This is a genomic window from Tardiphaga sp. 619_E2_N8_4, from assembly GCF_051810905.1.
Taxonomy (GTDB): Bacteria; Pseudomonadota; Alphaproteobacteria; order Rhizobiales; family Xanthobacteraceae; genus Tardiphaga; species Tardiphaga robiniae.
On the sequence record NZ_JBPWQJ010000001.1, the window covers coordinates 1,235,778 to 1,258,146 of the forward strand.

24 protein-coding genes are annotated in these 22,369 nt (G+C 61.3%); 6 read left to right on the forward strand and 18 right to left on the reverse strand.

What is annotated here, in order from left to right:
- The first annotated feature begins 53 nt into the window (after positions 1–53).
- A complete protein-coding gene (gene irrA / locus AB8A23_RS05890) occupies positions 54–542 on the forward strand; it encodes an iron response transcriptional regulator IrrA (protein ID WP_089263317.1) in 489 nt (162 codons plus the stop codon).
- Positions 543–564: 22 nt separating this feature from the next.
- Here irrA and AB8A23_RS05895 read toward each other — a convergent pair whose 3' ends face one another.
- Together AB8A23_RS05895 and AB8A23_RS05900 are read right to left on the reverse strand one after the other, a co-directional pair.
- Complete coding sequence (locus tag AB8A23_RS05895; RefSeq protein WP_439060159.1) at positions 565–1,311, reverse strand: SGNH/GDSL hydrolase family protein; 747 nt, start codon at positions 1,309–1,311, stop codon at positions 565–567.
- A 47-nt stretch (positions 1,312–1,358) separates the two neighbouring features.
- A complete protein-coding gene (locus tag AB8A23_RS05900; protein WP_068730049.1) occupies positions 1,359–1,886 on the reverse strand; it encodes an SH3 domain-containing protein in 528 nt (175 codons plus the stop codon).
- Between the two features lie 224 nt (positions 1,887–2,110).
- Between AB8A23_RS05900 and AB8A23_RS05905 the strand changes: the two genes are divergently transcribed.
- A complete protein-coding gene (locus AB8A23_RS05905; protein ID WP_068730047.1) occupies positions 2,111–3,112 on the forward strand; it encodes a 2-hydroxyacid dehydrogenase in 1,002 nt (333 codons plus the stop codon).
- 28 nt (positions 3,113–3,140) lie between these two features.
- Here the strand turns inward: AB8A23_RS05905 and AB8A23_RS05910 are convergent, their stop codons facing one another.
- The 11 genes from AB8A23_RS05910 to tsaB form a co-directional block, all read right to left on the reverse strand.
- A complete protein-coding gene (locus AB8A23_RS05910; protein ID WP_439060568.1) occupies positions 3,141–3,899 on the reverse strand; it encodes a tRNA (guanine(46)-N(7))-methyltransferase TrmB in 759 nt (252 codons plus the stop codon).
- Positions 3,900–3,977: 78 nt separating this feature from the next.
- Positions 3,978–4,394, reverse strand: a complete 417-nt coding sequence (locus AB8A23_RS05915; RefSeq protein ID WP_068730045.1) for a helix-turn-helix domain-containing protein — start codon at positions 4,392–4,394, stop codon at positions 3,978–3,980.
- A 273-nt stretch (positions 4,395–4,667) separates the two neighbouring features.
- On the reverse strand, positions 4,668–6,275 hold the full coding sequence (lnt, locus tag AB8A23_RS05920; RefSeq protein WP_439060158.1) for an apolipoprotein N-acyltransferase: 1,608 nt from the start codon (positions 6,273–6,275) through the stop codon (positions 4,668–4,670).
- Positions 6,272–7,387, reverse strand: coding sequence for a hemolysin family protein (locus AB8A23_RS05925; protein WP_439060157.1), 1,116 nt, complete (start codon positions 7,385–7,387; stop codon positions 6,272–6,274). The genes lnt and AB8A23_RS05925 overlap by 4 nt, the downstream gene beginning before the upstream one ends.
- A gap of 1 nt (position 7,388) precedes the next feature.
- The gene (gene ybeY, locus AB8A23_RS05930; protein WP_439060156.1) at positions 7,389–7,901 is read right to left on the reverse strand and encodes an rRNA maturation RNase YbeY; all 513 of its coding nucleotides are present in this window, start codon (positions 7,899–7,901) and stop codon (positions 7,389–7,391) included.
- Positions 7,902–7,966: 65 nt separating this feature from the next.
- Positions 7,967–9,022, reverse strand: coding sequence for a PhoH family protein (locus AB8A23_RS05935; protein ID WP_068730036.1), 1,056 nt, complete (start codon positions 9,020–9,022; stop codon positions 7,967–7,969).
- A 4-nt stretch (positions 9,023–9,026) separates the two neighbouring features.
- Positions 9,027–10,445, reverse strand: coding sequence for a tRNA (N6-isopentenyl adenosine(37)-C2)-methylthiotransferase MiaB (miaB, locus tag AB8A23_RS05940; protein ID WP_439060155.1), 1,419 nt, complete (start codon positions 10,443–10,445; stop codon positions 9,027–9,029).
- A gap of 104 nt (positions 10,446–10,549) precedes the next feature.
- Entirely contained in the window at positions 10,550–11,254 is a 705-nt protein-coding gene (locus tag AB8A23_RS05945) for an HAD family hydrolase (protein ID WP_320446012.1), read from the reverse strand.
- A gap of 13 nt (positions 11,255–11,267) precedes the next feature.
- Complete coding sequence (locus AB8A23_RS05950) at positions 11,268–11,720, reverse strand: Fur family transcriptional regulator (protein WP_068730031.1); 453 nt, start codon at positions 11,718–11,720, stop codon at positions 11,268–11,270.
- A gap of 42 nt (positions 11,721–11,762) precedes the next feature.
- Positions 11,763–12,248 (reverse strand): ribosomal protein S18-alanine N-acetyltransferase, encoded by a 486-nt coding sequence (gene rimI / locus AB8A23_RS05955; RefSeq protein ID WP_439060567.1) that lies wholly within the window; start codon positions 12,246–12,248, stop codon positions 11,763–11,765.
- Positions 12,248–12,943 carry a tRNA (adenosine(37)-N6)-threonylcarbamoyltransferase complex dimerization subunit type 1 TsaB gene (gene tsaB / locus AB8A23_RS05960; protein ID WP_439060154.1) on the reverse strand — a complete coding sequence of 232 codons (696 nt, stop codon included), beginning with the start codon at positions 12,941–12,943 and terminating at the stop codon, positions 12,248–12,250. Before tsaB ends, rimI begins: the two co-directional genes overlap by 1 nt.
- Between tsaB and AB8A23_RS05965 the strand changes: the two genes are divergently transcribed.
- Positions 12,860–13,183, forward strand: coding sequence for a hypothetical protein (locus AB8A23_RS05965; protein ID WP_439060592.1), 324 nt, complete (start codon positions 12,860–12,862; stop codon positions 13,181–13,183). The two genes, tsaB and AB8A23_RS05965, sit on opposite strands and share 84 nt — an antisense overlap.
- 133 nt (positions 13,184–13,316) lie before the next feature.
- The gene (locus AB8A23_RS05970) at positions 13,317–14,996 is read left to right on the forward strand and encodes a methyl-accepting chemotaxis protein (protein WP_439060153.1); all 1,680 of its coding nucleotides are present in this window, start codon (positions 13,317–13,319) and stop codon (positions 14,994–14,996) included.
- Between the two features lie 74 nt (positions 14,997–15,070).
- Here the strand turns inward: AB8A23_RS05970 and AB8A23_RS05975 are convergent, their stop codons facing one another.
- From AB8A23_RS05975 to murJ, 4 genes are all read right to left on the reverse strand, one after another.
- The gene (locus AB8A23_RS05975) at positions 15,071–15,640 is read right to left on the reverse strand and encodes a NifU family protein (RefSeq protein WP_089263329.1); all 570 of its coding nucleotides are present in this window, start codon (positions 15,638–15,640) and stop codon (positions 15,071–15,073) included.
- Between the two features lie 136 nt (positions 15,641–15,776).
- The gene (locus tag AB8A23_RS05980; protein WP_089263331.1) at positions 15,777–16,271 is read right to left on the reverse strand and encodes a universal stress protein; all 495 of its coding nucleotides are present in this window, start codon (positions 16,269–16,271) and stop codon (positions 15,777–15,779) included.
- Between the two features lie 156 nt (positions 16,272–16,427).
- Positions 16,428–17,480 (reverse strand): tryptophan--tRNA ligase, encoded by a 1,053-nt coding sequence (gene trpS / locus AB8A23_RS05985; RefSeq protein ID WP_093757729.1) that lies wholly within the window; start codon positions 17,478–17,480, stop codon positions 16,428–16,430.
- An 88-nt stretch (positions 17,481–17,568) separates the two neighbouring features.
- Positions 17,569–19,122 carry a murein biosynthesis integral membrane protein MurJ gene (murJ, locus tag AB8A23_RS05990; protein ID WP_439060152.1) on the reverse strand — a complete coding sequence of 518 codons (1,554 nt, stop codon included), beginning with the start codon at positions 19,120–19,122 and terminating at the stop codon, positions 17,569–17,571.
- A 160-nt stretch (positions 19,123–19,282) separates the two neighbouring features.
- Between murJ and AB8A23_RS05995 the strand changes: the two genes are divergently transcribed.
- The gene (locus AB8A23_RS05995) at positions 19,283–20,284 is read left to right on the forward strand and encodes an adenosine kinase (protein WP_120287597.1); all 1,002 of its coding nucleotides are present in this window, start codon (positions 19,283–19,285) and stop codon (positions 20,282–20,284) included.
- Positions 20,285–20,446: 162 nt separating this feature from the next.
- On the opposite strand, the gene AB8A23_RS06000 is transcribed toward AB8A23_RS05995, so the two are convergent.
- Positions 20,447–21,631, reverse strand: a complete 1,185-nt coding sequence (locus tag AB8A23_RS06000; RefSeq protein WP_120287596.1) for a serine hydrolase domain-containing protein — start codon at positions 21,629–21,631, stop codon at positions 20,447–20,449.
- A 274-nt stretch (positions 21,632–21,905) separates the two neighbouring features.
- Here AB8A23_RS06000 and AB8A23_RS06005 point away from each other — a divergent pair, with 274 nt between their 5' ends.
- A complete protein-coding gene (locus AB8A23_RS06005) occupies positions 21,906–22,235 on the forward strand; it encodes a hypothetical protein (protein WP_120287595.1) in 330 nt (109 codons plus the stop codon).
- Positions 22,236–22,369: the final 134 nt, after the last annotated feature.

Sequence of the window (22,369 nt, forward strand, 5' to 3'; positions counted from 1 at the left end):
AGGCTAATTCAGTGTTCTTTTTGAGTGTGAACGGCAGGATTACTGACGTGGATATGAGCGACAGCGTTTCAGTTCTGGATGACGCAGCTGCGGTTGCGGAAATCAATCACGGCCGCCAGCCGGCTTTGACTGGTTGCCCGTGGCATGACGTCAACGAGATGCTGCAATCAGTCGGTCTGCGTCCCACTCGTCAGCGCATGGCGCTGGGCTGGCTGCTGTTCGGCAAGGGCGCGCGTCATCTCACCGCGGAAATGCTCTACGAGGAAGCGACCCTCGCCAAGGTGCCGGTGTCGCTGGCGACCGTTTACAACACGCTCAATCAGCTCACGGATTCCGGCCTGCTTCGTCAGGTCAGCGTCGATGGTACGAAGACCTATTTCGATACCAATGTGACCTCGCATCACCACTACTATCTCGAGAACAACCACGAGCTGGTCGATATTCCGGACCAGAACCTCGTGCTGACCAAGATGCCGGAAGTCCCCGAGGGCTTCGAGATCAGCCGCATCGACATGGTCGTTCGTCTGCGCAAAAAGCGCTAACGGCTTTATCCAAATTCTGAAGTTATTTGCGTCGCCGAACCGTTTTCGGCGGCGTTTGCTCGCCAGCTGCAGTCGTCGCCACGATCGCGCGGGCAAGGGAGCGGCCGGTGCATTCGTAGCCGGCTGCGGAATTGTGTAGTCCGTCCCAGGCCGTTAGCGCTCCCATGGAGAGCCCTGCGTCTACTGCACGGCGCATCAGCTCGAAGCGTGAGAACAGCGGTACGCGTTCCTGCCGGGCGGCGTCAGCTATGCTCGCCTGCATCTTGGAATATTGCGATGCGAGAATGACCGGCGCGTATTGCTGATCCATCAGGATCACGTCGGCGCCGTCAGCCTTCAGCAGGCGGATGCCCTCGACGATCCTGCCGGTCAGGCTGTCAGCGCTTTGCAGCCAGGTCACGTCATTGGTGCCGATCTGCCAAATCACGAGATCCGGGCGATGCGCCAGCACATCGCGGTCGAAGCGGGCGATATTGCCGGGGATCGTGTCGGCGTTCCGCCCACTATTGATGACCTCCAGCCGCAGTCCCGGCTTCAGGTGTTGCAGCTCGCTCTGCAGCATGCCGGGATAGGTTTTGGCGGGGTCGGATTGCCACAGGCCGAGCGTCGAGGACGAGCCCATGGCGACGATCTTGAGCGGGCCACCGGTTTTGAGCGCAGCCACGGTGCGCGGAAGGGTCGCATCACCAGACAGCCGCTGATCCACAGCCAGACACGTCTCAGTGGCGGATTGCGCACGAGCCGGGCCGGACCATGACAGCGCTGCCATGGCGACCACTGCGCCGGCGCAGGCCAGGCTCCCGATGCGGGATGTGCTCAGTTCACCTTCTCGTCGGCGTAGACGCCCCATAGCCGTTGCTGTTCGATCCAGCCATCAAAGCCGTTGCCGATCACCCGGCACCAGCCATTATTGCAGCGCTTTACCTGCGCCACGACACCCGCCTGTAACCGCGCTGCGACGGCGCTGGTCGCATCCGGATTGTCGTAGATCGAGGCGAGTTCGTCCTTGGATTTCATGGTCACGACCGCGGTGCGGCGGCCGGACAGCAGCGAGTGATAGACCCAGCCCTCGGCGCCCTCGGAATCGCGGACGCGGCGCCAGTTCTCGTATTCGGCGGTGATCTCGACCGGCAGGCCGGAGCGAGTATAGACCCAGGCGACATCGTTGTCCTTGGTGGGGCCGGCGCGGACATTAACGTGATCCGACTTGAGGCTGACGTAGCGCGGCACCGGCAGGCCGCTGGCGCCCAGCGGCGTGTCCTTGGCAGCGAGAGCCGGATCGATTGCTGCCGCGATCAGAGTACCCATCGCCAACATCGCACACGCAAATCGCCGGAACGCCATCAACCCCACCTCAACCCAATCCAAAGAACGCAAGTGCCGCCGCGCCGCACGCGCCTGTTGGGTTCTTGTTTTGGCTTGGTCTTCTGCTAGAGAGGACCGAAGGCCAAGGCACCAAAAAGGGTGTCGGGGAACCCGAGGAAACGGTGAATTCGCGGCTGCGGCAGTTTCGAACAACCGGGTTAATGCGGACTGAACGGATTAGCCAAAGCGCGAGTGAGCAGGACATGTCGGTCAAGAAAAAGCCTCTCGTCATCGTCACGCGCAAGCTGCCGGACTCGATCGAGACCCGCATGCGCGAACTGTTCGATGCGCACATCAATCTCGACGACACGCCTCTGACGCCCGAGCAACTCGCTGAAGCGACCCGCACCGCCGATGTGCTGGTGCCGACCGTCACCGACGAAATTACCAAAGAGCTGCTCGAGCACCCCGACTGCAAGCTCCGGCTGATCGCCAATTTTGGCAACGGCGTCGACAATATCGATGTCGTCGCGGCCCATGCCCGCGGTATCACCGTCACCAACACGCCGAAGGTGCTCACTGAAGACACCGCCGACATGACCATGTCGATGATCCTCGCAGTGCCGCGCCGGCTGATCGAAGGTGCCTCGATCCTGACCGAAGGCAAGGACTGGCAGGGCTGGTCGCCGACCTGGATGCTGGGCAAGCGGCTTGGCGGCAAGCGGCTCGGTATCATCGGCATGGGCCGCATCGGCCAGGCCGTCGCGCGCCGCGCCCGCGCTTTCGGGCTACAGATCCACTATCACAACCGCAAACCCGTCGCCCCGAAGATCGCCGAAGAACTCGGTGCGACCTATTGGGATTCGCTCGACCAGATGCTGGCGCGCATGGACATCATCTCGGTGAACTGTCCGCATACGCCGGCGACGTTCCACCTGTTGTCAGCACGCCGTCTCAAGCTGATCCGCAAGGACGCCTATATCGTCAACACCGCGCGCGGCGAGGTGATCGACGAAGAGACGATGATCAAGCTGATCGAGTCGGGCGACATTGCCGGTGCCGCGCTCGACGTGTTCGAACATGAGCCCGCGGTGAGTCCGAAGCTGGTGCGGCTCGCGCGCGCCGGCAAGGTGGTATTGTTGCCGCATATGGGCTCGGCGACGATCGAAGGCCGTGTCGAGATGGGCGAGAAAGTCATCATCAACATCCGTGCCTTCCTCGACAATCACAAGCCGCCGGATCGTGTGCTTCCGAACATGCTGTGAGGCGAAGCGCTTACGCTCGCCGCTTATCTTACGAGATCAGCTTGAAGATGAGATAGGCCGCGATGCGGCCCTCGCGCGTGGCTTTGCGGCCGTAGCGCGTCATGGTGTAGTTCGGCCATGGCAGGCGCCAGTCATCGGCGCGCTCTGCGGTCCAGATGAAATCCGGCGATCGCGACACATGCCAGAGTGTCCACGCAACGTAATCCGGAATGTCATGCACGAAACGAAATTCGCCTAACGGCTTCAGCACGCGCGCCATCGCAGCCAGTGTTGCGTCCTGTACGAAGCGGCGCTTCCAGTGACGCTTCTTCGGCCACGGATCCGGATGGATCAGGTCGATGCGTGACAGCGATTGGGCCGGTGCCCATGTGAGAAGTTCAGCGGCGTCGCCGGCGACGAGGCGGATATTGCCGATGTTCTGCGCCTCGATCTGCGTCAGAATCTTCGCCATGCCGTTGATATAGGGCTCGCAGCCGATGAAGCCGATGTCGGGATGCGCCAGCGCTTCCGCTACCAGATGTTCGCCGCCGCCGAAGCCGATCTCCAGACGCACGGTCTCGACATCAGTGCCGAACAGCGTGCGGATATCGTCAGGTGCCGCGTGTGCGATGTCGACGGTGAGCGCCGGCAGCAGCGTCGCCATCAGGTCGGCCTGATGGTCGCGCAGCTTGTGGCCCTTGCGGCGTCCGAAGAACGAGCCGGTGTAATGGCCGCTCTCGGCAGGCGTGGACGCACCCGCATCAGCGGGGGCATCGTGATCGTTATGATTGGAATTGGCTGTGGTCATCGCGCGCGAGTGATACAGCCGAAACGCCATCGGCGCCATCAGGCGCGATGACGAATTTCCGTTGAAAGTACCGTGATTTTAGCGCTGATCCGGGGCTTCGCGCGAAGCGATCTGTTCGACCAGGTCGACGATGCTGCGGCGGAGCTTGGCATCGGTGATGCGCGTGAAGGCGCGGGTCAGAGCGAGGCCTTCGGAGGTGGCGAGGAAGTCGGAGACATAGGCAGGCGAGGACGCTTCAGCGAAGCCTTCGCCGTTATGGATCGCGCCGGGGCCGCCTTCGAACAGGAACGAGACGGGGACCTGCAGGATTTCCGAAATCTGCTGCAGCCGGCTGGCGCCGACGCGGTTGGTGCCCTTCTCGTATTTCTGAACTTGCTGAAACGTCAGACCGAGGGCTTCGCCCAGCTTTTCCTGACTCATGCCGAGCATAATGCGCCGCATGCGCACACGGCTGCCGACATATTTGTCAACAGGATTGGGCGCTTTCGTCGACATCTCAATTACTCCTGGATCACATCAAGGGAGACGGATCATGCGTGGCAATCCGTCATTTAGGGCGGCTTCGGTTGTAACCAAAGGTATCCTAGTGGATTATAACAACCGCGCAAATTTTCCTAAGCGGAAAATTTAAGCCACTGCACCTTTATTTCTCAATAGGTGAGAAATAAAGCTTACAAAGCTAGCTTAAAAAGCAATCACATCGAGAGGGTTGTTCGGTAGGCGGCGAAAGCTAGCTTGCAAGCTATATCAAATGCTTCAAGTATCAAGCTAGTGACGTACCGGCGTACGCCGCCGAACGGCGAAAATGATCGCGAGCGCGACAAACATCGCGGCGGGAATATCGCCGATTTTCGAGTAGACCGTCGGCGAAATGGCCGCTGGTAATCCCGAATCCAGCACGCCTTCGACACCGAGATCGAGCCGCGCGATCAGGCGGCCGACAGGGTCGACCACGACGGAAATGCCGGTGTTCGCAGCGCGAACCAGCGGCAGGCCTTCCTCGATGGCGCGGACGCGGCTTTGCTGCAGGTGCTGATAGGGGCCCGTGGAAATCCCGAACCAGCCATCATTGGTGAGATTGACGATCCAGCCCGGCCGATCGTTGCGCGTGGTGATATCGTCCGGGAAAACCGCCTCGTAGCAGATCAGCGGCAGCATGCGCGGCGCGCCGGGAATGTCCATTGGCTTCCGGCGCGTGCCGGGAATGAAGCCGCCATGGACTTTGGTCAATTGCTGGAAGCCGATCTTCTCCATGAAGCTCTGGAACGGCAGATACTCGCCGAACGGCACCAGATGAAGTTTGTCGTAGGTCGACAGGATGCTGCCGTCATGGTCGATCACGTAAATGGAATTATAGGCCTGCGTGATGCGTACGCCGAGCGGCGCATCCGGCGGGCGCACCGCGCCGGTGACCAGCACGGTGCCCTTCGGCAGCAGATTGGCGATCTGCGCCATCGCATCGGGTTCGCGCGACAGGAAGAACGGGAATGCGGATTCCGGCCAGATCAGGATATTGGCTGCACCGACGCCTGAATTCTGCGGACCGGTCGCGCGGTCCGATAGCGCAAGATATCTGCTCATGACATCCGCCTTGGCGGAATAGTTGAAGCGCGTGTCTTGCGACAGGTTCGGCTGCATGATGCGCAGCTTCACATTGGCGACGAGCTGCGTCGGGGTGCGCGATAGCCGGGCCATGCCATAGGTGCCCATCACGACGAGCAGCACCAGCGCAAGCGCCGGCGTTAGCCACGGCCGCTGCGTGCGCGAGCGTCCGTCGATCAGAACCGCAGGCGATGCAAAGATCGCTACAGTGATAAATGTCAGTCCCCAGAGGCCGACCAGCGATGCGCTCTGCGCCAGCGCGAGCGGTTCGGTGAGTGCATAGCCGAACGCATTCCAGGGAAAGCCCGTCAGCACGTGGCCGCGCAGCCATTCGCCGATCGTCAGGCTGGCGGCGAGCGCGAAGATGCGGCTGGCATCCTTGGTCCAGAGCAAGCGCGCTAGCGCGAAACCGATCGCGGTGAACAGCGCGAGATAGGCGGGCAGGCCGCAGATCGCGGCGGGCAACAGCCATGCGAAGGTCTGCGCGTCGACGAGGAACGCGTAGCCAATCCAGTACAGGCCCGGCACGAAATAACCGAAGCCGAACCACCAGCCCGCCATGGCGGCCGCGGGAATGCCGCGCATCTTGCCGGCGGCGGCGCCATCGATCAGCCAGACGACGACGGGGAACGTGATGAACAGTACCGGCCAGGCGTTGAACGGCGCCATTGCCAGCGACGATACCGCGCCGGCCAGCAGCGCGATGCCTGCGCGCTTCCAACCCCAAGCGAGAATGATGCTGAGTGCGACCGAGCGCAGGCTGCGTGATGTCACGGCGTTCCCGCGCTGTCGCCTGATGGAGGCGTATTCACATTGTCATTGGACGGTGCTGCGCCTGTGTCTGACGTCGTATCGCGGCGGCGCGGCTCGCGGGTGCGCGGCGCAGGCCGCTCCTTGCGGGGGCCGACGCGCAATCGCTTGACGCGGCGCGGATCGGCATCGAGCACTTCGATCTCGAAATTACCAGGGCCGGAAATCACTTCGCCGCGCACGGGCAAACGGCCGACATGGGTGACGAGGTAGCCGCCGAGCGTTTCGACTTCCTCGCCGTCCTCGCCGGTCTCGAATTCTTCACCGATCATGGCGCGCACGTCATCGAGGCTGGCGCGTGCATCGGCGATGAAGCTGTCGCCCTGCCTGACAATGGATGGCGGCTCGTCGCTGTCGTGTTCGTCATCGATCTCGCCGACGATCTGCTCGACGATGTCCTCGATAGAGACGAGGCCGTCGGTGCCGCCATATTCGTCGACAACGAGTGCGAGATGGATGCGTGCTGCCTGCATCTGCGCGAGCAGATCGATGGCGCGCATCGATGGCGGCACGTAGAGCAGCTTGCGGATGATGCCGGTGTCAACGACGGTCTGCGCCAGATCGACCGAACGCAGGTCGAGGCCCGCGGGAAACACTTTCTTCTTCTTGGCTGTCGACGGCACGACGTTGCGCGCCTTCACGGTCATGTATGCCAGCAGGTCGCGGATATGAACGATGCCGACGGGATCGTCGAGGGTTTCGTTGAATACGACCAGGCGCGAATGCGCCGCGCTCTCGAACAGGCCCATCAATTCGCCGAGCGAGATGTCCTGCTTCACCGCGATAATATCGGCGCGATGCACCATGACGTCGGCGATGCGGCGCTCGTTGAGTCCCAAAATATTGCGCAACATCGTGCGCTCGATGGTGGAGAAGCCGGTCTCGTCCGGCGCGGAGGCGTCGAGCACGACTTGCAGGTCGGCACGCACCGAGCCCGGCTTCCAGCCGAACAGCGAGCGGATCGCGCGGGTCAGCCAGGTCTCCGACGTCGGGCGCATGACCTCGCCGTCGTGAACCACCGCAGGCAGATTGCTTGAGGTCTTCGAATGATCGCTTCTAGTGTCGCCGTCCGGCATCTCAGGTCACCCGTTCCTGATCTGCATAGGGGTCCGGGATCCCGAGCGTTGCCAGGATCTCGCGCTCCAGCGCTTCCATCTCTTCGGCTTCGTCGTCCTTCTCATGATCGTAACCGACCAGATGCAGAAAACCGTGAATGGCGAGATGGCTGAGATGGTTGGCGAAGCTCTTCTCTTCTTCGTCAGCCTCGCGGCGCGTGGTCTCGTAGGCAATGGCGATGTCGCCGAGCATGCGCGGCATGTCATCGGGCTCGTCCGCGCCTTCCGGCGGCTGCAGCGCCGGGAATGACAGGACGTTGGTCGGCTTGTCGATGCCACGCCAGTTCTGGTTCAGCGTGCGAATGCCGGCGTCGTCGGTGAGCATGATGGCGAGTTCGGCGTCGGCCGTATCGGTATCGACCATGGCGGCGGCGGCTTCGATGGCGCGGTGAATCACGGCGTCGGCATCGGCCTCCGCGGACCAGCAATCGGCGACAACAAGAACCTCTGTCGCGGGAGATGAATAGGTCGGCATCGGTATCGAACTTCTTTCACGAACGGACCCGATCCCGGGTCCGTCGTCAGCGTATGAGTGTGTCATCAGGTCTTTGTAGCGACCGCCTTCTGCGGCGTTCCTTCGTAGGCGGCGACGATGCGGGCCACGAGTTCGTGGCGGACCACGTCTTCGCCGGTGAATTTCACCTGCGAGATGCCTTGCACGCCGTCGAGCAGACGCGCGGCCTCGGCGAGACCCGAGGTCTGGCCGTTGGGCAAGTCGACCTGCGAGGGGTCTCCAGTGATGATCATGCGGCTGTTCTCGCCCAGACGCGTCAGAAACATTTTCATCTGCATTGAGGTGGTGTTCTGCGCTTCGTCGAGAATGATTGCGGCATTGGTCAGCGTGCGACCGCGCATGAACGCAAGCGGCGCGATTTCGATTTCGCCGGTCTGCAACGCGCGTTCGACAATGCGCCCGTCCATCAGGTCATACAATGCGTCATAGATAGGGCGCAGATAGGGATCGACCTTCTCGCGCATATCGCCGGGCAGGAAGCCGAGCCTTTCGCCGGCTTCCACCGCCGGACGCGACAGGATGATGCGATCGACTTCCTTGCGCTCGAACAGCATCGCCGCTTGCGCAACCGCAAGCCAGGTCTTGCCGGTACCGGCGGGGCCGATGCCGAAAACCAGCTCGTTGCTTCTCAGCGCGCGGATATAGGCGTCTTGCGTCGCGGTGCGGGCACGCACCGGGCGCTTGCGCAGATTGATGGTGTCGAAATTCGAGGCGGCTGCTTTCGACCCCTTGGGATCGAACGGAAACAGCGTGCCTTGCGCCAGCGTCGCGCGGATCGTGCCTTCGACATCGCCGGGGGCAAGGTCATGGCCCTGCACTGCCTGCGCATAGAGCGTTTCGAGCACGCGCCGGGCGGCATCGCAGGCGTCGCGGGTACCGGTGAGGGTGATGTGGTTGCCGCGGGAATCGACGACGACATTCAGCCGGCGTTCGATGATCGCGAGGTTCTGGCCATAAGGCCCGACCAGCGAAGAGGCCGCCCGGTTGTCATCAAAGTCGATGACGACCTGCGTCTCGGCCTGCGGTGGAGTATCGAGTTTGCGAACAGCGAGCGTAGACGAATCCGATGCGCTTTTGGCCAAGAATTCAGGCTCCCGTGACGGTGTGAGAACGGACTGGCTGCAACACTGGTGGTACTGGAGAACTAGCAATTGGAGATGATGCGAGGCTGCCGAGCAGGCTGTAGCGCTCAAGGCTCTCAATGGTGACCGAAAGCACCTGGCCGATGATGTCGTCAGAAGCCATCACATGGGCCGGCTGCAGGTAAGCGGTGCGACCGACGATCTGGCCGGGATTGCGCGCCTTGCGTTCGAACAGCACATCCACAGTGCGTCCAATCGTGGCCGCGTTGAAGGCCGATTGCTGGCTGTCGATCAGGTTCTGAAGCCGCACCAATCGCTCGTCCATGTCAGCCTGTGACACCGTCTCCTGCAAATCCGCGGCCGGCGTTCCCGGACGCGGCGAATACTTGAACGAATAAGCGCCAGCGTATCCGATTTGTGTGACGAGCGCGAGCGTGGCTGCAAAATCTTCCTCGGTCTCGCCCGGGAAGCCCACGATGAAATCAGAAGTAAAAGCAATGTCTTGCCGCGCGTCGCGAAAACGGTCGATGACGCGGCGATAATCTTCGGCTGTATGTTTCCGGTTCATGGCCGCCAGAATCCGGTCGGAACCCGACTGCACCGGCAGATGCACGAAGGGCATCAGCTCCGGCAAATCGCGATGCGCCGATATCAGCGTGTCCTCGACATCGCGGGGATGGCTGGTGGAATAGCGCAGCCGCGCGATGCCGGGAATCTCGGCGAGGCGATAAAGCAGTGTGCCCAGCGCCCACGGGCGGCCGTCGGGACCCTCGCCGTGATAGCCGTTGACGTTCTGGCCGATCAGCGTGATCTCGCGCACGCCGTTGTCGGCGAGCCGCTGCACGTCGTCGATGATTTTCGCCACAGGGCGCGAGACTTCGGAGCCACGGGTATAGGGCACCACGCAGAAGGTGCAGAACTTGTCGCAGCCTTCCTGCACGGTCACGAAAGAGGAAATGCCGCGGGCGCGAATCGCTGCCGGTTTCGGCGGCGGCAGGAAGCCGAACTTGTCCTCGACCGGAAATTCGGTGTCGAGCGCGCGGCCGCCGGCTTTCGCCTGCTTCAGCAGCTCAGGCAGGTTGTGATAGCTCTGCGGCCCGACCACGACATCGACAACAGGCGCGCGGCGAATGATCTCGTTGCCCTCGGCCTGCGCGACGCAGCCGGCGACGACCACGTTCATCTTGCGTCCGGCCTGCGCGGCTTCTGCCTTGGCCACGCGCAGCTTGCCGAGCTCCGAATAGACCTTCTCGGACGCCTTCTCGCGGATGTGGCAGGTGTTGAGGATCACCAGATCCGCGTCGTCGACATTGGCCGTCTCGACGAAGCCTTCCGGCGCCAGCGTGTCCACCATGCGCTGGGCATCGTAGACGTTCATCTGGCAGCCGTAGGATTTGATATGCAGCTTGCGCGGCGCGGTCATGGAACCTGCAATGGGCTGGAAATGCGCTTGCTGCGCAGCGCTCAATTATAGGCTAACGCTCGGAAAATCCAGCATTTCTGCAAAATATAAGTGCTCGCAATGGCTTAGGCGAGGCCGACGGGCTCGCCAGCCAGTGCGCCCCTGACCACCAGGCCAGGGAGCTGCCGCATATCGTCGAATACGAGATGGGCTCCAGCGGCCGTCAGGGCTGCCGCGGTGGCTGGGCTGCAATGGCCGCCGCCGTGATAGCCGAACACGGTCATGCCGGCGGCGACGCCCGCCGTAACGCCGGGAATGCTGTCCTCGATCACCACGCAGCGCTCGGGTGCGGCATTCATTTGCGCGGCGGCAAACAGAAACAGATCGGGCTGCGGCTTGCCGCGCTCGACCTGCAGAGCGGAAAACAGATGCGGATCGAAACGATCGAGCAGCCCGGTCGTGGTGAGGCTGCTGCGAATGCGTGTCGGTGTGCCCGAGGACGCTACGCAAACCGGCTGTGACAATATTGCGAGTGTCTCGGCGATATGCGGGATCGGCTGCAGCTTCGCGCCGAACACCTCGTCGATCGTGGCTTTCAGCGTCGCGGTGTAGTCATCGGGCAGCACGCGGCCGAGCTCGGTCTCGACTTCCAGGCGCGCCTCGCGCGCGGACCGGCCGAGGAAACGCTCATGCACCTGATCGGCGGTGATGGGATAACCGAACTGGGTCAGGACATCCGCGTGGACGACGCAGGCGAGGGACTCACTGTCGACGAGCACGCCGTCACAATCGAAGATGACGAGATCGAAGCGCGAAGAAACTGAACTCACTTGGTTGATTCGCTCACTTGGTGGTTTTGTCCTCGTCGAGCGGCACGCAGTACAGCTCCAGCCGGTGATCGACCAGCTTGTAACCGAGCTTTGCGGCGACTTCAGCCTGCAATTTCTCGATCTCTTCAGACGTGAATTCGATAACGGTGCCGTCACGCAAGTTGATCAGATGGTCGTGATGGCTGTCACGCATCGTCTCGTAGCGCGCGCGGCCTTCGCGAAAATCATGACGCTCGATGATGCCGGCGTCTTCGAACAGCTTCACAGTGCGATACACCGTCGAGATCGAGATCTTGTCATCCACCGCAACGCAGCGGCGATACAGTTCCTCGACATCGGGATGATCGTCGGCTTCCGCCAGAACGCGCGCAATCACGCGGCGCTGTTCCGTCATGCGCATGCCGGTCGCGGCGCAGCGCGCCTCGATACCAGCAGACTTCATCGCAGATGATTTCAGTGCAGTCATGATCCGGATCCCATCGTGGCTTCTTTTGCCACTCCGCAGGCGTCAGGACAAGTCGCGCCGCATCACCAGCGCATTCAATTCCGCTCCATCCGCTTCCTTGTAATAGCGTTCGCGGCGTCCCGCGACTGCGAAGCCGGTTCTGTCATAAAGCCGCCGCGCCGGTTGATTGTTTTCCTCAACTTCGAGGAACACGGTACGCACGCCGCGACCGGCCAGATGACCGAGATGGGTGAGAAACAGATCGCGCGACAGGCCGCGGCCGCGATGACCGGGCGACACCGCAATGGAGAGAATCTCGGCTTCATCGGCGGCGATTCGTGAAACGGCGAAGCCGATGAGGCGGCCGCGCAGTTTCAGCCGATGCACGAGGGTATTTTGTTCGCGCAGCATCTGTTCGAATTCCCCGGCACCCCAGCCGCGATGGAAGGATGCCGCATGCAACTGCGCGAGTTGTCGCGCGTCGCGCAGCGTGGCGGGCTCGACCACAGCATTGCCGTGGCCGAACAGGCGCGACCACCAGGCCGGCATCATGATGCGGCTAGTGCGGCCTGCTGCATCAGGCTGCTTTGCGGCTTGGCGTCGGGTGCGCGCAGATAATAGGGACGCGCCAGCGCGGTCTCCGGATTCACCGCGGCACCGAGCCATGCCACCCATGAGATTTCGGGAGCAGGTTGCATATCGACGCGCAGCGGCGCCGGTGCATCGGACGGCCAGCGCGCGGCCAGGATCTCTGCGGCATTGCCGACCAGATACGGTGCGCCGAACTGCGCGGCCTCAAGGGCCTCGTCGATGGGGATGACGCCCGGCCGCACCAGCGAGGTGCCGTTACCGCTGACGACCTGGAAATAGACATGGTCATGCCGCGCATCGATGGCGGCGATGACAGGCGCATCCATGTTCTCACTGACGACGGGTGCCGCATAGGCCGTCAGTGTGGTGATGCCGACCACGGGCTTGCTGGCCGCGAGGCCGATGCCGCGTGCCGCCGACAGGCCAACGCGCAGCCCGGTAAAGCTGCCTGGGCCGGTGGTGACGGCGATACGGTCGAGGTCGGCGAAGGCGATGCCGGAATCCGCTATGACGCGCCCGAGCAGCGGCATCAGCGCTTCGGCGTGACCGCGCTTCATCGGCATGGACTCATGCGCAATGAGCTTGCTGGTGCGGGTGTCGAGGATGCCTGCGGCGCAGGCGTCAAGGGCGGTATCAATGGCAAGGATCAACATAAAAGAGACGCTACCACGGCTTGCGAGGGTTTGCGCCTGCCACTCGCAGAATATCGCTCCACGCGCAATGGTGCTGTGATTCGCGTTACTGCCGGAGAGGGGGCGGCAGCTTTAGCGTGCATCCACTACTCGCTTTCTCATAAAGATATTTTCACAAGATACGACAGCGAGATCATCAAACGTGAGCGAAATGCGCCCGTGGACAGCTTCAGTTTCGCTCTGGTTAAAAGCTTCACTTAATAAATTCTTCGGAGATCGATGAGATAAGCATACCGTTCGGAAGCGACATTTTGCGGATGCGCGTGGCTTTCATGCGGGCTGAAATTATTCGTCTAATTTTTTGAATACGATTATATTTATGGGAGGCGATTCGATGCTGCATTGGTTGAGCAGTTCAGAGGCGCGCGAGGGGCTGGCCCTGGCGGCAGCGATCAAAAAATCGCAAGCGGTGATCGAGTTCAGCGCTGACGGCACGATCCTTGGAGCCAATCAAAACTTCCTGTCCGCCCTTGGATATGCGCTGGAAGAAATCGTCGGCAAGAACCACAGCATGTTCGTGACGCGGGAGATGAAGAGCAGCGCGGAATATCGCACGTTCTGGAACAACCTCAATCGCGGCGAGTACCAGGCCGGCGAGTTCAAGCGTCTCGGCAAAGGTGGCAAGGAAGTCTGGATCCAGGGTTCCTACAACCCGATCCTTGGGAATGATGGCAAGCCCCTGAAAATCATCAAGTTTGCCATGGATACAACTGCAGTGAAAATCCGCAGCATGGACGATGCCGGCAAGATCGTAGCCATCGGTCGTTCGCAGGCTGTCATCGAGTTCAAGCTCGATGGGACGATTGTCACGGCTAATGACTTGTTCCTGAATGTTATGGGTTACAATCTCGCGGAAATCGAAGGCAGACATCACAGCATGTTTGTCGATCCCGCAACCCGCGACGGCGCGGCCTATCGCGAATTCTGGGCCAGCCTCAATCGTGGTGAATATCAGGCCGCCGAATACAAGCGGATCGGCAAGAACGGCAAAGAGGTCTGGATTCTCGCGACCTATAATCCAATCCTTGATGAGACAGGCCGGCCAATCAAGGTGGTCAAGTTCGCGTCAGACGTCACCGAACAGAAGCTGCGCACGGCAAATTTCTCTGGTCAGATCGAGGCCATCGGCAAGTCGCAGGCCGTGATCGAATTTAGCATGGACGGCATCGTTCTCAGCGCCAACGAGAATTTTCTGGACGTGCTCGGCTACGCGCTCTCGGAAATACAGGGCAAGCACCACAGTATGTTTGTTGTGCCGAGTGAGCGCGACGGTGCGGACTATCGCGAATTCTGGGCGGCGCTCAAGCGGGGTAACTATCAGGCGGCGGAGTACCAGCGGATCGGTAAGGGCGGCAAACAAGTCTGGATACAGGCTTCGTACAATCCGATCCTCGATCTCAATGGCAAGCCCTACAAGGTCGTAAAGTATGCCACCGACACCACGGCGCAGGTGATCGCGCGCATGAAGAGCGAACGCGTGCGGGCGATGATGGAATCGGTCGCCGCCGGCGCCGAGGAACTGAACGCGTCGGTGCGCGAAATCTCTGAGGCCATGATGAAATCAAAGACCACGGCGATGTCTGCCGTGGGCAAGGTCGAGTTGGCGGACGATCAAGCGCAGCGTCTCAGCACGGCAGCGCAGGCGATGAGCGGGATCGTTGAGCTGATTGGCAACATCACCGGACAAATCAACTTGTTGGCGCTGAATGCCACCATCGAATCGGCGCGTGCCGGTGAAGCCGGTCGTGGCTTTGCGGTCGTTGCATCGGAGGTGAAAAATCTGGCCAACCAGGCCAAGCAGGCGACCGATAAGATCGCCAGCGAGATCGGCAGCCTCAATGGCATTTCGAGCGATGTGGTCGATGCGCTGAACGCGATCAAGCAGGAAATCCAGAACGTCAGCGAATATGTCACCGCAACGGCGGCTGCCGTCGAAGAGCAGAGCACGGTGACGAACGAGATGTCATCGAGCATGCAGCGCGCCGCCGAAGAAGCCGCAAGCATCGGTCGCTAAGCGAAGGCAAGTTCCAGAAACGAAAATGCCCGGGATTGTCCCGGGCATTTTGAGGTGTCGCAGTGCGACCGAACTTACATCGGGCGGACTTCGACAACGTCCGGCACGAAGTGCTTCAGCAGGTTCTGGATGCCGTGCTGCAGGGTCGCTGTCGATGACGGGCAGCCGGCGCACGAGCCCTTCATGTTCAGATAGACGATGCCGTCCTTGAAGCCGCGGAAAGTAATGTCGCCGCCGTCATTCGCAACAGCCGGGCGCACGCGGGTCTCGATCAGGTCCTTGATCGTATCGACTGTCTCGGCGTCTTCCTCGTTGAAGAATTCGGCCTCGTCGTCGGAGATCACGTCGCCGCTCACGCTGCCGTCGGCCATCAGCGGCGCGCCGGACATGTAGTGCTCCATGATGGCGCCGAGGATCGCCGGCTTGAGGTGCTGCCAGTCGCTGTCGTCCTTGGTCACGGTGACGAAGTCGGAGCCGTAGAACACTGACGTGACGCCCTTCACGGCGAACAGCTTTTCGGCCAGCGGCGAACGCGTTGCGGCTTCCGGTGAGGTGAATTCCATGGTGCCGCTGTCGAGCACGTCGCGGCCGGGAATGAACTTCAGCGTGGCGGGATTGGGGGTAGCTTCGGTCTGGATGAACATCGGTCTCTCCTGCGTCGCCGGTTCAAGGCCGGCGCGTGAGTATCCCCTAGCAGATGGCGACGAAAAACGCACGATCAAGGCGCGAAATCGCCGAATTTGGCCTATTTCGCAGTCCCTTAGCCGTCCGAAAGGGTGGTTACGACAGGGCGTCGATGTCGAGGTCGCTCAGGGCGCCCGACACGATGACGACCGGCACCGGAAACGAGCCGACCAGCTTGGCCATCATGGTGACGATCGGGCCGGGGCCTTCCGCGCCGGCTGAGGCAGCCAGCACCAGCATGGAAATGTCGACGTCCTTGTCGATTACGTCGAGGATTTGCTCGGTGGGATCACCCTCGCGGATCACGCGTTCAGGGGTGATGGCGGCGATGCCATTGGCGCGGCCCGAGGCGCGGTCCAGCGCGGCATTGGCGCCTTCTTCGGCTTCGGCCTTCATGACGTCGGCAACGCCGAGCCATTGCTGGTTGCGATCTTCAGTGTCGATAATGCGCAGCATTACCACGCCGCCACCGACACGAATGGCCCAGCGACTGGCGTAATATACTGCGCGATCCCATTCCTCGCTGTCATCGACGACCACGAGGCATTTCGGCTTGTGGCCGCTTTCATAACTACGTCGCTGGGTGCTCATGCATGTCCCGATGCTGTGGCGTGTCTGATGCGCCAGAATGTGAGCGGCTTGGCAATCGTGTCATGCTGCCACGGCGCAGCGGCGTTCGACAAGCGCGACGCAAGGATGACTTGCGTCGCGTCGATTGTGGCAGAGAAAAGGAATGCGATAGCGAATTTACCGCTTGTGGACGAAGCCGATGATGTCCTTCACGGACTTGATGGTTTCGGCGGCAATGACGCCGGCGCGTTCGCCGCCATCGGCCAGAACCTGATCGACATAGGTCAGATCGGATGTCGTCAGCCGCTTCATCTCGCCGGCGATAGGTGACAGTTTTTCGACAGCGAGATCGACAAGGCTCGATTTGAAGCCCGAAAACTGCGCGCCGCCGAATTCTGTGAGAATGTCAGCCTTCGACCGATTGGACAGTGCCGCATAGATGCCGACGAGATTATCGGCCTCGGGACGCGGCTCCAGGCCCTTCTCTTCCGACGGCAATGGTTCCGGATCGGTCTTCGCCTTGCGGATCTTCTGCGCGATCGTGTCTGCATCGTCCGTGAGGTTGATGCGCGAATTGTCTGACGCGTCCGACTTCGACATCTTCTTGGTGCCGTCGCGCAGGCTCATCACCCGAGTCGCCGGTCCGGTGATGACAGGCTCCGGCATCGGGAAGTAAGGGCCGTCATGCCCTTGCGCTGCGATGGATTCGGAGAAGTCGTTGTTGAACTTCTGCGAGATGTCGCGGCACAGTTCGAGATGCTGCTTCTGGTCCTCGCCGACCGGAACGTGCGTGGCGCGATACAGCAGAATGTCCGCAGCCATCAGCACCGGATAGTCGTAGAGACCCACAGACGCGTTTTCGCGGTCCTTGCCGGCCTTTTCCTTGAACTGGGTCATGCGATTCAGCCAGCCGAGGCGAGCGACGCAATTGAAAATCCAGGCCAGCTCGGCGTGGCCGGAGACCTGGCTCTGGTTGAAGATGATCTGCTTCTTTGGATCGATGCCCGAGGCGATGAAGGCCGCAGTCACTTCACGGGTGTTGCGGCGCAATTCATCCGGGCCGCCCCACACGGAAATAGGCACGGTGACGGCATGCATATCGACCACGCAGTAGATGCAATTATGCGTCTCCTGCAGTTTGACGAAATTCACGATCGCGCCGAGATAGTTGCCGAGGTGCAGATTGCCGGTCGGCTGGACGCCCGAAAAAACCCGTTGAGTAAAAGCCATCGTCTAGTTCCTGTGCGCCCGTGGTGGAATGCGGGCCAAGGGGCGTGACTTGCCATAGGCGCCGGGCGGCGTCCATTGCCAATCTGCCCTAGCCGGCCGCCGGTGATCGCTTGAGGGCGCCGCGGACTTCGGCCCAGCGCACGGCGCCGGAGAGGGTGAGCAGTGCTGCGTAGATTGCCAGCCCGCCAACGATCAGGAGGCCGAGCAAGCTCGCTCGTACCAGGCCGTGGGCCTGCGCCGTCCAGGGCAAGGCAATATGCGCGGCGAGCCATAGCAGGCCGCCCATGGTCAGCGACGACAGGACAATGATCGGCAGTCGGCGTCTTGCATCATGGTCGGGCGAGAAGCCGAAAGCTGCTGCGCTCCGGACGATCAAAAAGATCGCGCTGCCCCACGCAGCCAGAGCGATCGCCGCCGCGATGCCGCTCGTACCGAATGGCCTATTCAAAACCAGTGCGAAGATGATTGCGATTACCAAACCGACGAGCGTCGCCAGCAGCGGCGTCGTCGTGTCCTCGCGTGCGAAGAAGGCTGGCGACAAGGCTTTCACGAGCACCTGAGCGGGCAGGCCCAAAGCCAGCCATATCAGCGCGCTTGCAGTCGAGATCGTGTCGCTCGCGCCGAACGCGCCGTGTTGGAACAGACACTGCACGATGAGATGGCTCAATATCATCAGTCCGAGCGTAGCCGGCAATGCGAGACCGATCGCGAGTTCAAACCCGCGCGATTCCGCCTGCGCGATGGCGGCTTGATCGTCTGATCGCACGGCGCGCGTCAATGCGGGGACCAGCACAGTGCCCATGGCCGTGCCGACGATGCCGAGCGGCAGTTCAATCAGGCGGTTCGCGAAATACAGCCACGATACGGCAGCCGGAGTCGTCGATGCGATGATTGCGCCGGTGACGATGAGAAGCTGCGGCCCGGAATTGGCGACCATGCCAGGCAACGCCTTGCGGAAGAAGCCGCGCATCTCGCCATCGAACGACAGCCGCAAAGGCGCCGCAAGATTGCCGCCAGATTTCCGCAAGATCAGCATCAGCAATTGTAGCAGCCCGGCAATGCCCACAGTGGCCGCCATGGCCATAGCGGCAGTGTCTGGCTCTTGCCGCCACACTAGCAGTAGGGCCATGACGGCGATCAGGGCGATGTTGAAGAGCAGCGGCGAAAATGCGGTCACCGCGAAGCGTTGTTGCGCGTTCAGCAGTCCCATCATGACCGTGACGGGGCCGGCGAAGGCCAGATAGGGCAGCATCAATCGCGCATTGTCGACGGCGAGCTGCAGCGTTGGCTGGCCGACGAAACCCGGGGCAAGCAGTGCGATCACGAGCGGCATCGCAAAACCGATCAGGATCGTCGCGACGATCAGCGCAACGCTAATGGTGCCGAGCACACGACCCGCAAAAGCTGTGGCTGCGATCGCGCCCTGCGTCGTCTGGATGCGCAGCCAGGCCGGAATCAGCGCCGCATTCAGCGCGCCCTCGGTGAGCAACCGCCGGATCACGTTGACCAGCTGAAACGCGACCAGAAAAGCATCCGCGATCGGGCCTGCACCGAGCAGCGCAGCCACCATTGCGTCGCGGGCAAAGCCCAGCAATCGCGACGCCAAAGTGCCCGTGGAAACGGTCAGGATGGAACGGATCATAGAACCATCGTAAGGGGCTGTCCTTGCTGGCGCGGGGCAGAACGTGATAGTCGCTGCAGCCATCAAACCGGCCTTTACCGACGGCTCAACTTGGGCGACCGCGAGACGAGTTGAAACGGATTTTCAGCCTCATCGCAATTGCCGCAACGGGATATTCTTAATGACCTCAGCAAAATATGACGTGCTCGGAATCGGCAACGCGATTTTCGATGTGCTGGTGCAGGCCGACGACAAGTTCCTCGCCGCGCATGAGATGACCAAGGGCGGTATGGCGCTGATCGACGAAGCCCGCGCCACCGCGATCTACAAGGCGATGGGCCCTGCCACCGAAATGTCCGGCGGTTCGGCCGCCAATACCATCGTCGGCCTCGCCAGCCTCGGCGCCCGCGCGGCCTATGTCGGCAAGGTCAAGGATGATCAGATCGGCACGCTCTATACCCACGACATCCGTGCGGCCGGCGTTGCGTTCGACACCAAACCCGCCACCGGCGGTCCGGCCACCGGCTGTTCCTACATCCTGGTGACACCCGATGGCGAGCGCACCATGAACACCTATCTCGGTGCTGCGCAGGATCTGACGCCCGACGATATTGACGCCGCTGCGGTCGCGGCCTCGTCGATCGTCTATCTCGAAGGTTATTTGTGGGATCCCGCCAGCGCCAAGGAAGCCTTCGTGAAGGCCTCGAAGATCGCCCATGACGCCAAGCGTCAGGTCGCATTGACGTTGTCGGACGCGTTCTGCGTTGGTCGTTATCGTGCCGAGTTTCTCGACCTGATGCGGTCCGGCACCGTCGATCTCATCTTCGCGAACGAGGCCGAACTGACCTCGCTTTACGAAACCACGGATTTCGATGCGGCGCTCAAGCAGCTCGGCCAGGACACCAAGCTCGGCGTCGTCACCCGCAGCGAGAAGGGCTGTGTCGTGACATCGAGCGATGGCGTCGTTGCAGTGCCTGCACACAAGATCGAGAAGCTCGTCGATACCACCGGTGCAGGCGATCTGTTCGCGGCGGGCTTCCTGTTCGGCCTGGTGCGCAACGCCGGCTATGAGAATGCCGGCAAGCTCGGCGCGATGGCCGCCGCTGAAGTCATCCAGCATATCGGCGCGCGTCCCCAGGTTTCGCTGAAGGACCTGGCGGGCAAGAACGGGTTGCCGGTTTAAGACTGCATTTCTTGGGTTTTCTTCTCTGTCGTCATGCCCGGCCAGCGCGAAGCGAGCTTCGCTAGATGTGCCGGGCATCCACGTCTTGGCAAGAGAGGAAAGTCGTGGATGGCCGGGTCAAGCCCGGCCATGACGTGGTGAGAGATCAGCGCATCGCGGCTCTCACGCCGCCTTCTTCGCATGCAGCTCCGCATAAACGGCGCGTTCGAAATCCGAAAACACCTTTAAACAAGTCGAATCCGCAAACGGCAGCACCTGCATCATGATGACGCCGGTGATATCTCGCGCTGGATCTATCCAGTAATAGGTGTTGGCGAGTCCGGCCCAGGCAAGGCTGCCGGCGCTGCGGCCTTCGGCTGACTGCGCCGTATTGATCATGAAGCTGAGCCCGTATTTCTTGTCGATGCCCGGAAGGAAGTCGACATTGTTACTGGCGGTCGGTACCGCTGAAGCCATCGGCGTCATGTTGAGTTCGCCGATGTGGTTTTGGCTCATCAGCGCGACGGTCTCTGGCTTTAATATCCGATTGCCGTTGCCGGTCCCGTTATTCAGCATCATTTGCGTAAACTTGATGTAGTCGGGGGCGGTGCCATAGAGTCCCCCGCCACCGGCGAAGAATTCCGGATCCTGTTTGATCTCGAACGGGATCGGGGTCAGTGCACCGTCGACGCCGCGGCTGTGCACGGCAACAAGGCGCTTGCGCTGGTCGCCGCCAATCACGAAGGCGGTGTCGGTCATCCCAAGCGGCGCCAGCAAATGGTTTCGGAAATAGGCGTCAAGGCGTTCGCCGCTGACGGCCTCGACGACCTTGCCGACGAAGTCGATATTGGTGCCGTACTCCCAACGGGTCCCGGGATCGCGCATGATCGGCACCTTCATGGCGGCGTTCAGTCCGGAGCGAAACGGCGGAATGCCGGTTGTCTCAAGATAGCGCACCATGTCGCCGTTCCACATGTCGTAACAGAAACCGGCTGTGTGGGTCAGCAGATGCCGCAAGGTGATCGGTTGGCGCGGCGGACGTAGTTTCGGAGCGCCTTCGCTGTCGAAGCCATCCAGCACCTGCGTCTCCGCGAGGTCCTGAAGCACGGTCGCCAGCGGTGCATCCAGCGTCAATTTGTCCCGCTCCACCAGCTGCATCGCTGCAGCTGCCGTGATCGCCTTGGTCATGGAGGCGATCCAGAACACGCTGTCCGGTGTGATGGTGGTATCCTTGGATGCGTCGCGCTTGCCGAACGCCCCTTGGTAAATGATCTCGTTCCGCGTCGCAGCCATCGCCACGGCACCGGGAATCGCACCTGTTTCGCTGGCTTGCTGCAGAATCCGGTCAATCTCGACTTGAACTGACATCCGTTTCCTCTCCGATTTTCTTTGACCTTACCGATTTCCGGCGTGGACATTCAACTTGGGCGCGAGGTCGTCGGTCTCGCGGATGTGATTACATTTGCGCTGGTTTTAACATCTGAGGGGAACCATATCGGGCATGGGAGCGAGTTCGATCGCGCCTTGGAACGAAATTGGCGCAGCTGTGTTCAAAAAATGACGTGAACGTCAAAGCGCCTTCCGACACTAATCCGTAAGACCATGAGTACCTGATGCAGCGTGTCAGCTGCGGAGACAGACGATGATCGCGAACTGGACCGACTGGAAACATTATCCCCGCGCTTCCCGTGGCGAGAGCATCGAGGCCCCGATCGGTCCAGGAATTTTCGAAGTTCGCGTGGCGCAGACCGGCGCCTTGTTCGCTTTCGATGCGGCTGAAAATCTGGCGCAGGCGCTGGCGAAGATTTCGGCCCCGCCCAAATCGTTTATTTCCTGGTTCGGTCGCAGCGACGCAGCGATGCTGCCGGAGCTGGAATACCGCACCTTCTCCACGACCAACCGTGCCAACGCCCGCATCGCTTTCGAGCGAATGATCGATCGGCGCGAGACCTATATGCGCGGCGCGGCCTGATCGGGCTTGCGGCGTTCTGCGACTATTGAATTCGGGCGTTAAATACCCCTGCGGCCGATAGCTGCCATTCGCCGCCAAGGGGCGCTTTCGGGCCTATACTCCTCTACAAGTCCGCGGCTATACGTTCGCGACAC

Excerpts from the sequence above, each read along its gene's own strand:
- irrA (WP_089263317.1), top strand. The coding sequence starts at position 54 with ATGAGCGACAGCGTTTCAGTTCTGGATGACGCAGCTGCGGTTGCGGAA.
- AB8A23_RS05895 (WP_439060159.1), bottom strand. The coding sequence starts at position 1,311 with ATGGCAGCGCTGTCATGGTCCGGCCCGGCTCGTGCGCAATCCGCCACT.
- AB8A23_RS05900 (WP_068730049.1), bottom strand. The coding sequence starts at position 1,886 with ATGGCGTTCCGGCGATTTGCGTGTGCGATGTTGGCGATGGGTACTCTG.
- AB8A23_RS05905 (WP_068730047.1), top strand. The coding sequence starts at position 2,111 with ATGTCGGTCAAGAAAAAGCCTCTCGTCATCGTCACGCGCAAGCTGCCG.
- AB8A23_RS05910 (WP_439060568.1), bottom strand. The coding sequence starts at position 3,899 with ATGACCACAGCCAATTCCAATCATAACGATCACGATGCCCCCGCTGAT.
- AB8A23_RS05915 (WP_068730045.1), bottom strand. The coding sequence starts at position 4,394 with ATGTCGACGAAAGCGCCCAATCCTGTTGACAAATATGTCGGCAGCCGT.
- AB8A23_RS05925 (WP_439060157.1), bottom strand. The coding sequence starts at position 7,387 with ATGCCGGACGGCGACACTAGAAGCGATCATTCGAAGACCTCAAGCAAT.
- ybeY (WP_439060156.1), bottom strand. The coding sequence starts at position 7,901 with ATGCCGACCTATTCATCTCCCGCGACAGAGGTTCTTGTTGTCGCCGAT.
- miaB (WP_439060155.1), bottom strand. The coding sequence starts at position 10,445 with ATGACCGCGCCGCGCAAGCTGCATATCAAATCCTACGGCTGCCAGATG.
- AB8A23_RS05950 (WP_068730031.1), bottom strand. The coding sequence starts at position 11,720 with ATGACTGCACTGAAATCATCTGCGATGAAGTCTGCTGGTATCGAGGCG.
- rimI (WP_439060567.1), bottom strand. The coding sequence starts at position 12,248 with ATGCCGGCCTGGTGGTCGCGCCTGTTCGGCCACGGCAATGCTGTGGTC.
- AB8A23_RS05965 (WP_439060592.1), top strand. The coding sequence starts at position 12,860 with ATGCGCAATGAGCTTGCTGGTGCGGGTGTCGAGGATGCCTGCGGCGCA.
- tsaB (WP_439060154.1), bottom strand. The coding sequence starts at position 12,943 with ATGTTGATCCTTGCCATTGATACCGCCCTTGACGCCTGCGCCGCAGGC.
- AB8A23_RS05970 (WP_439060153.1), top strand. The coding sequence starts at position 13,317 with ATGCTGCATTGGTTGAGCAGTTCAGAGGCGCGCGAGGGGCTGGCCCTG.
- AB8A23_RS05975 (WP_089263329.1), bottom strand. The coding sequence starts at position 15,640 with ATGTTCATCCAGACCGAAGCTACCCCCAATCCCGCCACGCTGAAGTTC.
- AB8A23_RS05980 (WP_089263331.1), bottom strand. The coding sequence starts at position 16,271 with ATGAGCACCCAGCGACGTAGTTATGAAAGCGGCCACAAGCCGAAATGC.
- trpS (WP_093757729.1), bottom strand. The coding sequence starts at position 17,480 with ATGGCTTTTACTCAACGGGTTTTTTCGGGCGTCCAGCCGACCGGCAAT.
- murJ (WP_439060152.1), bottom strand. The coding sequence starts at position 19,122 with ATGATCCGTTCCATCCTGACCGTTTCCACGGGCACTTTGGCGTCGCGA.
- AB8A23_RS05995 (WP_120287597.1), top strand. The coding sequence starts at position 19,283 with ATGACCTCAGCAAAATATGACGTGCTCGGAATCGGCAACGCGATTTTC.
- AB8A23_RS06000 (WP_120287596.1), bottom strand. The coding sequence starts at position 21,631 with ATGTCAGTTCAAGTCGAGATTGACCGGATTCTGCAGCAAGCCAGCGAA.
- AB8A23_RS06005 (WP_120287595.1), top strand. The coding sequence starts at position 21,906 with ATGATCGCGAACTGGACCGACTGGAAACATTATCCCCGCGCTTCCCGT.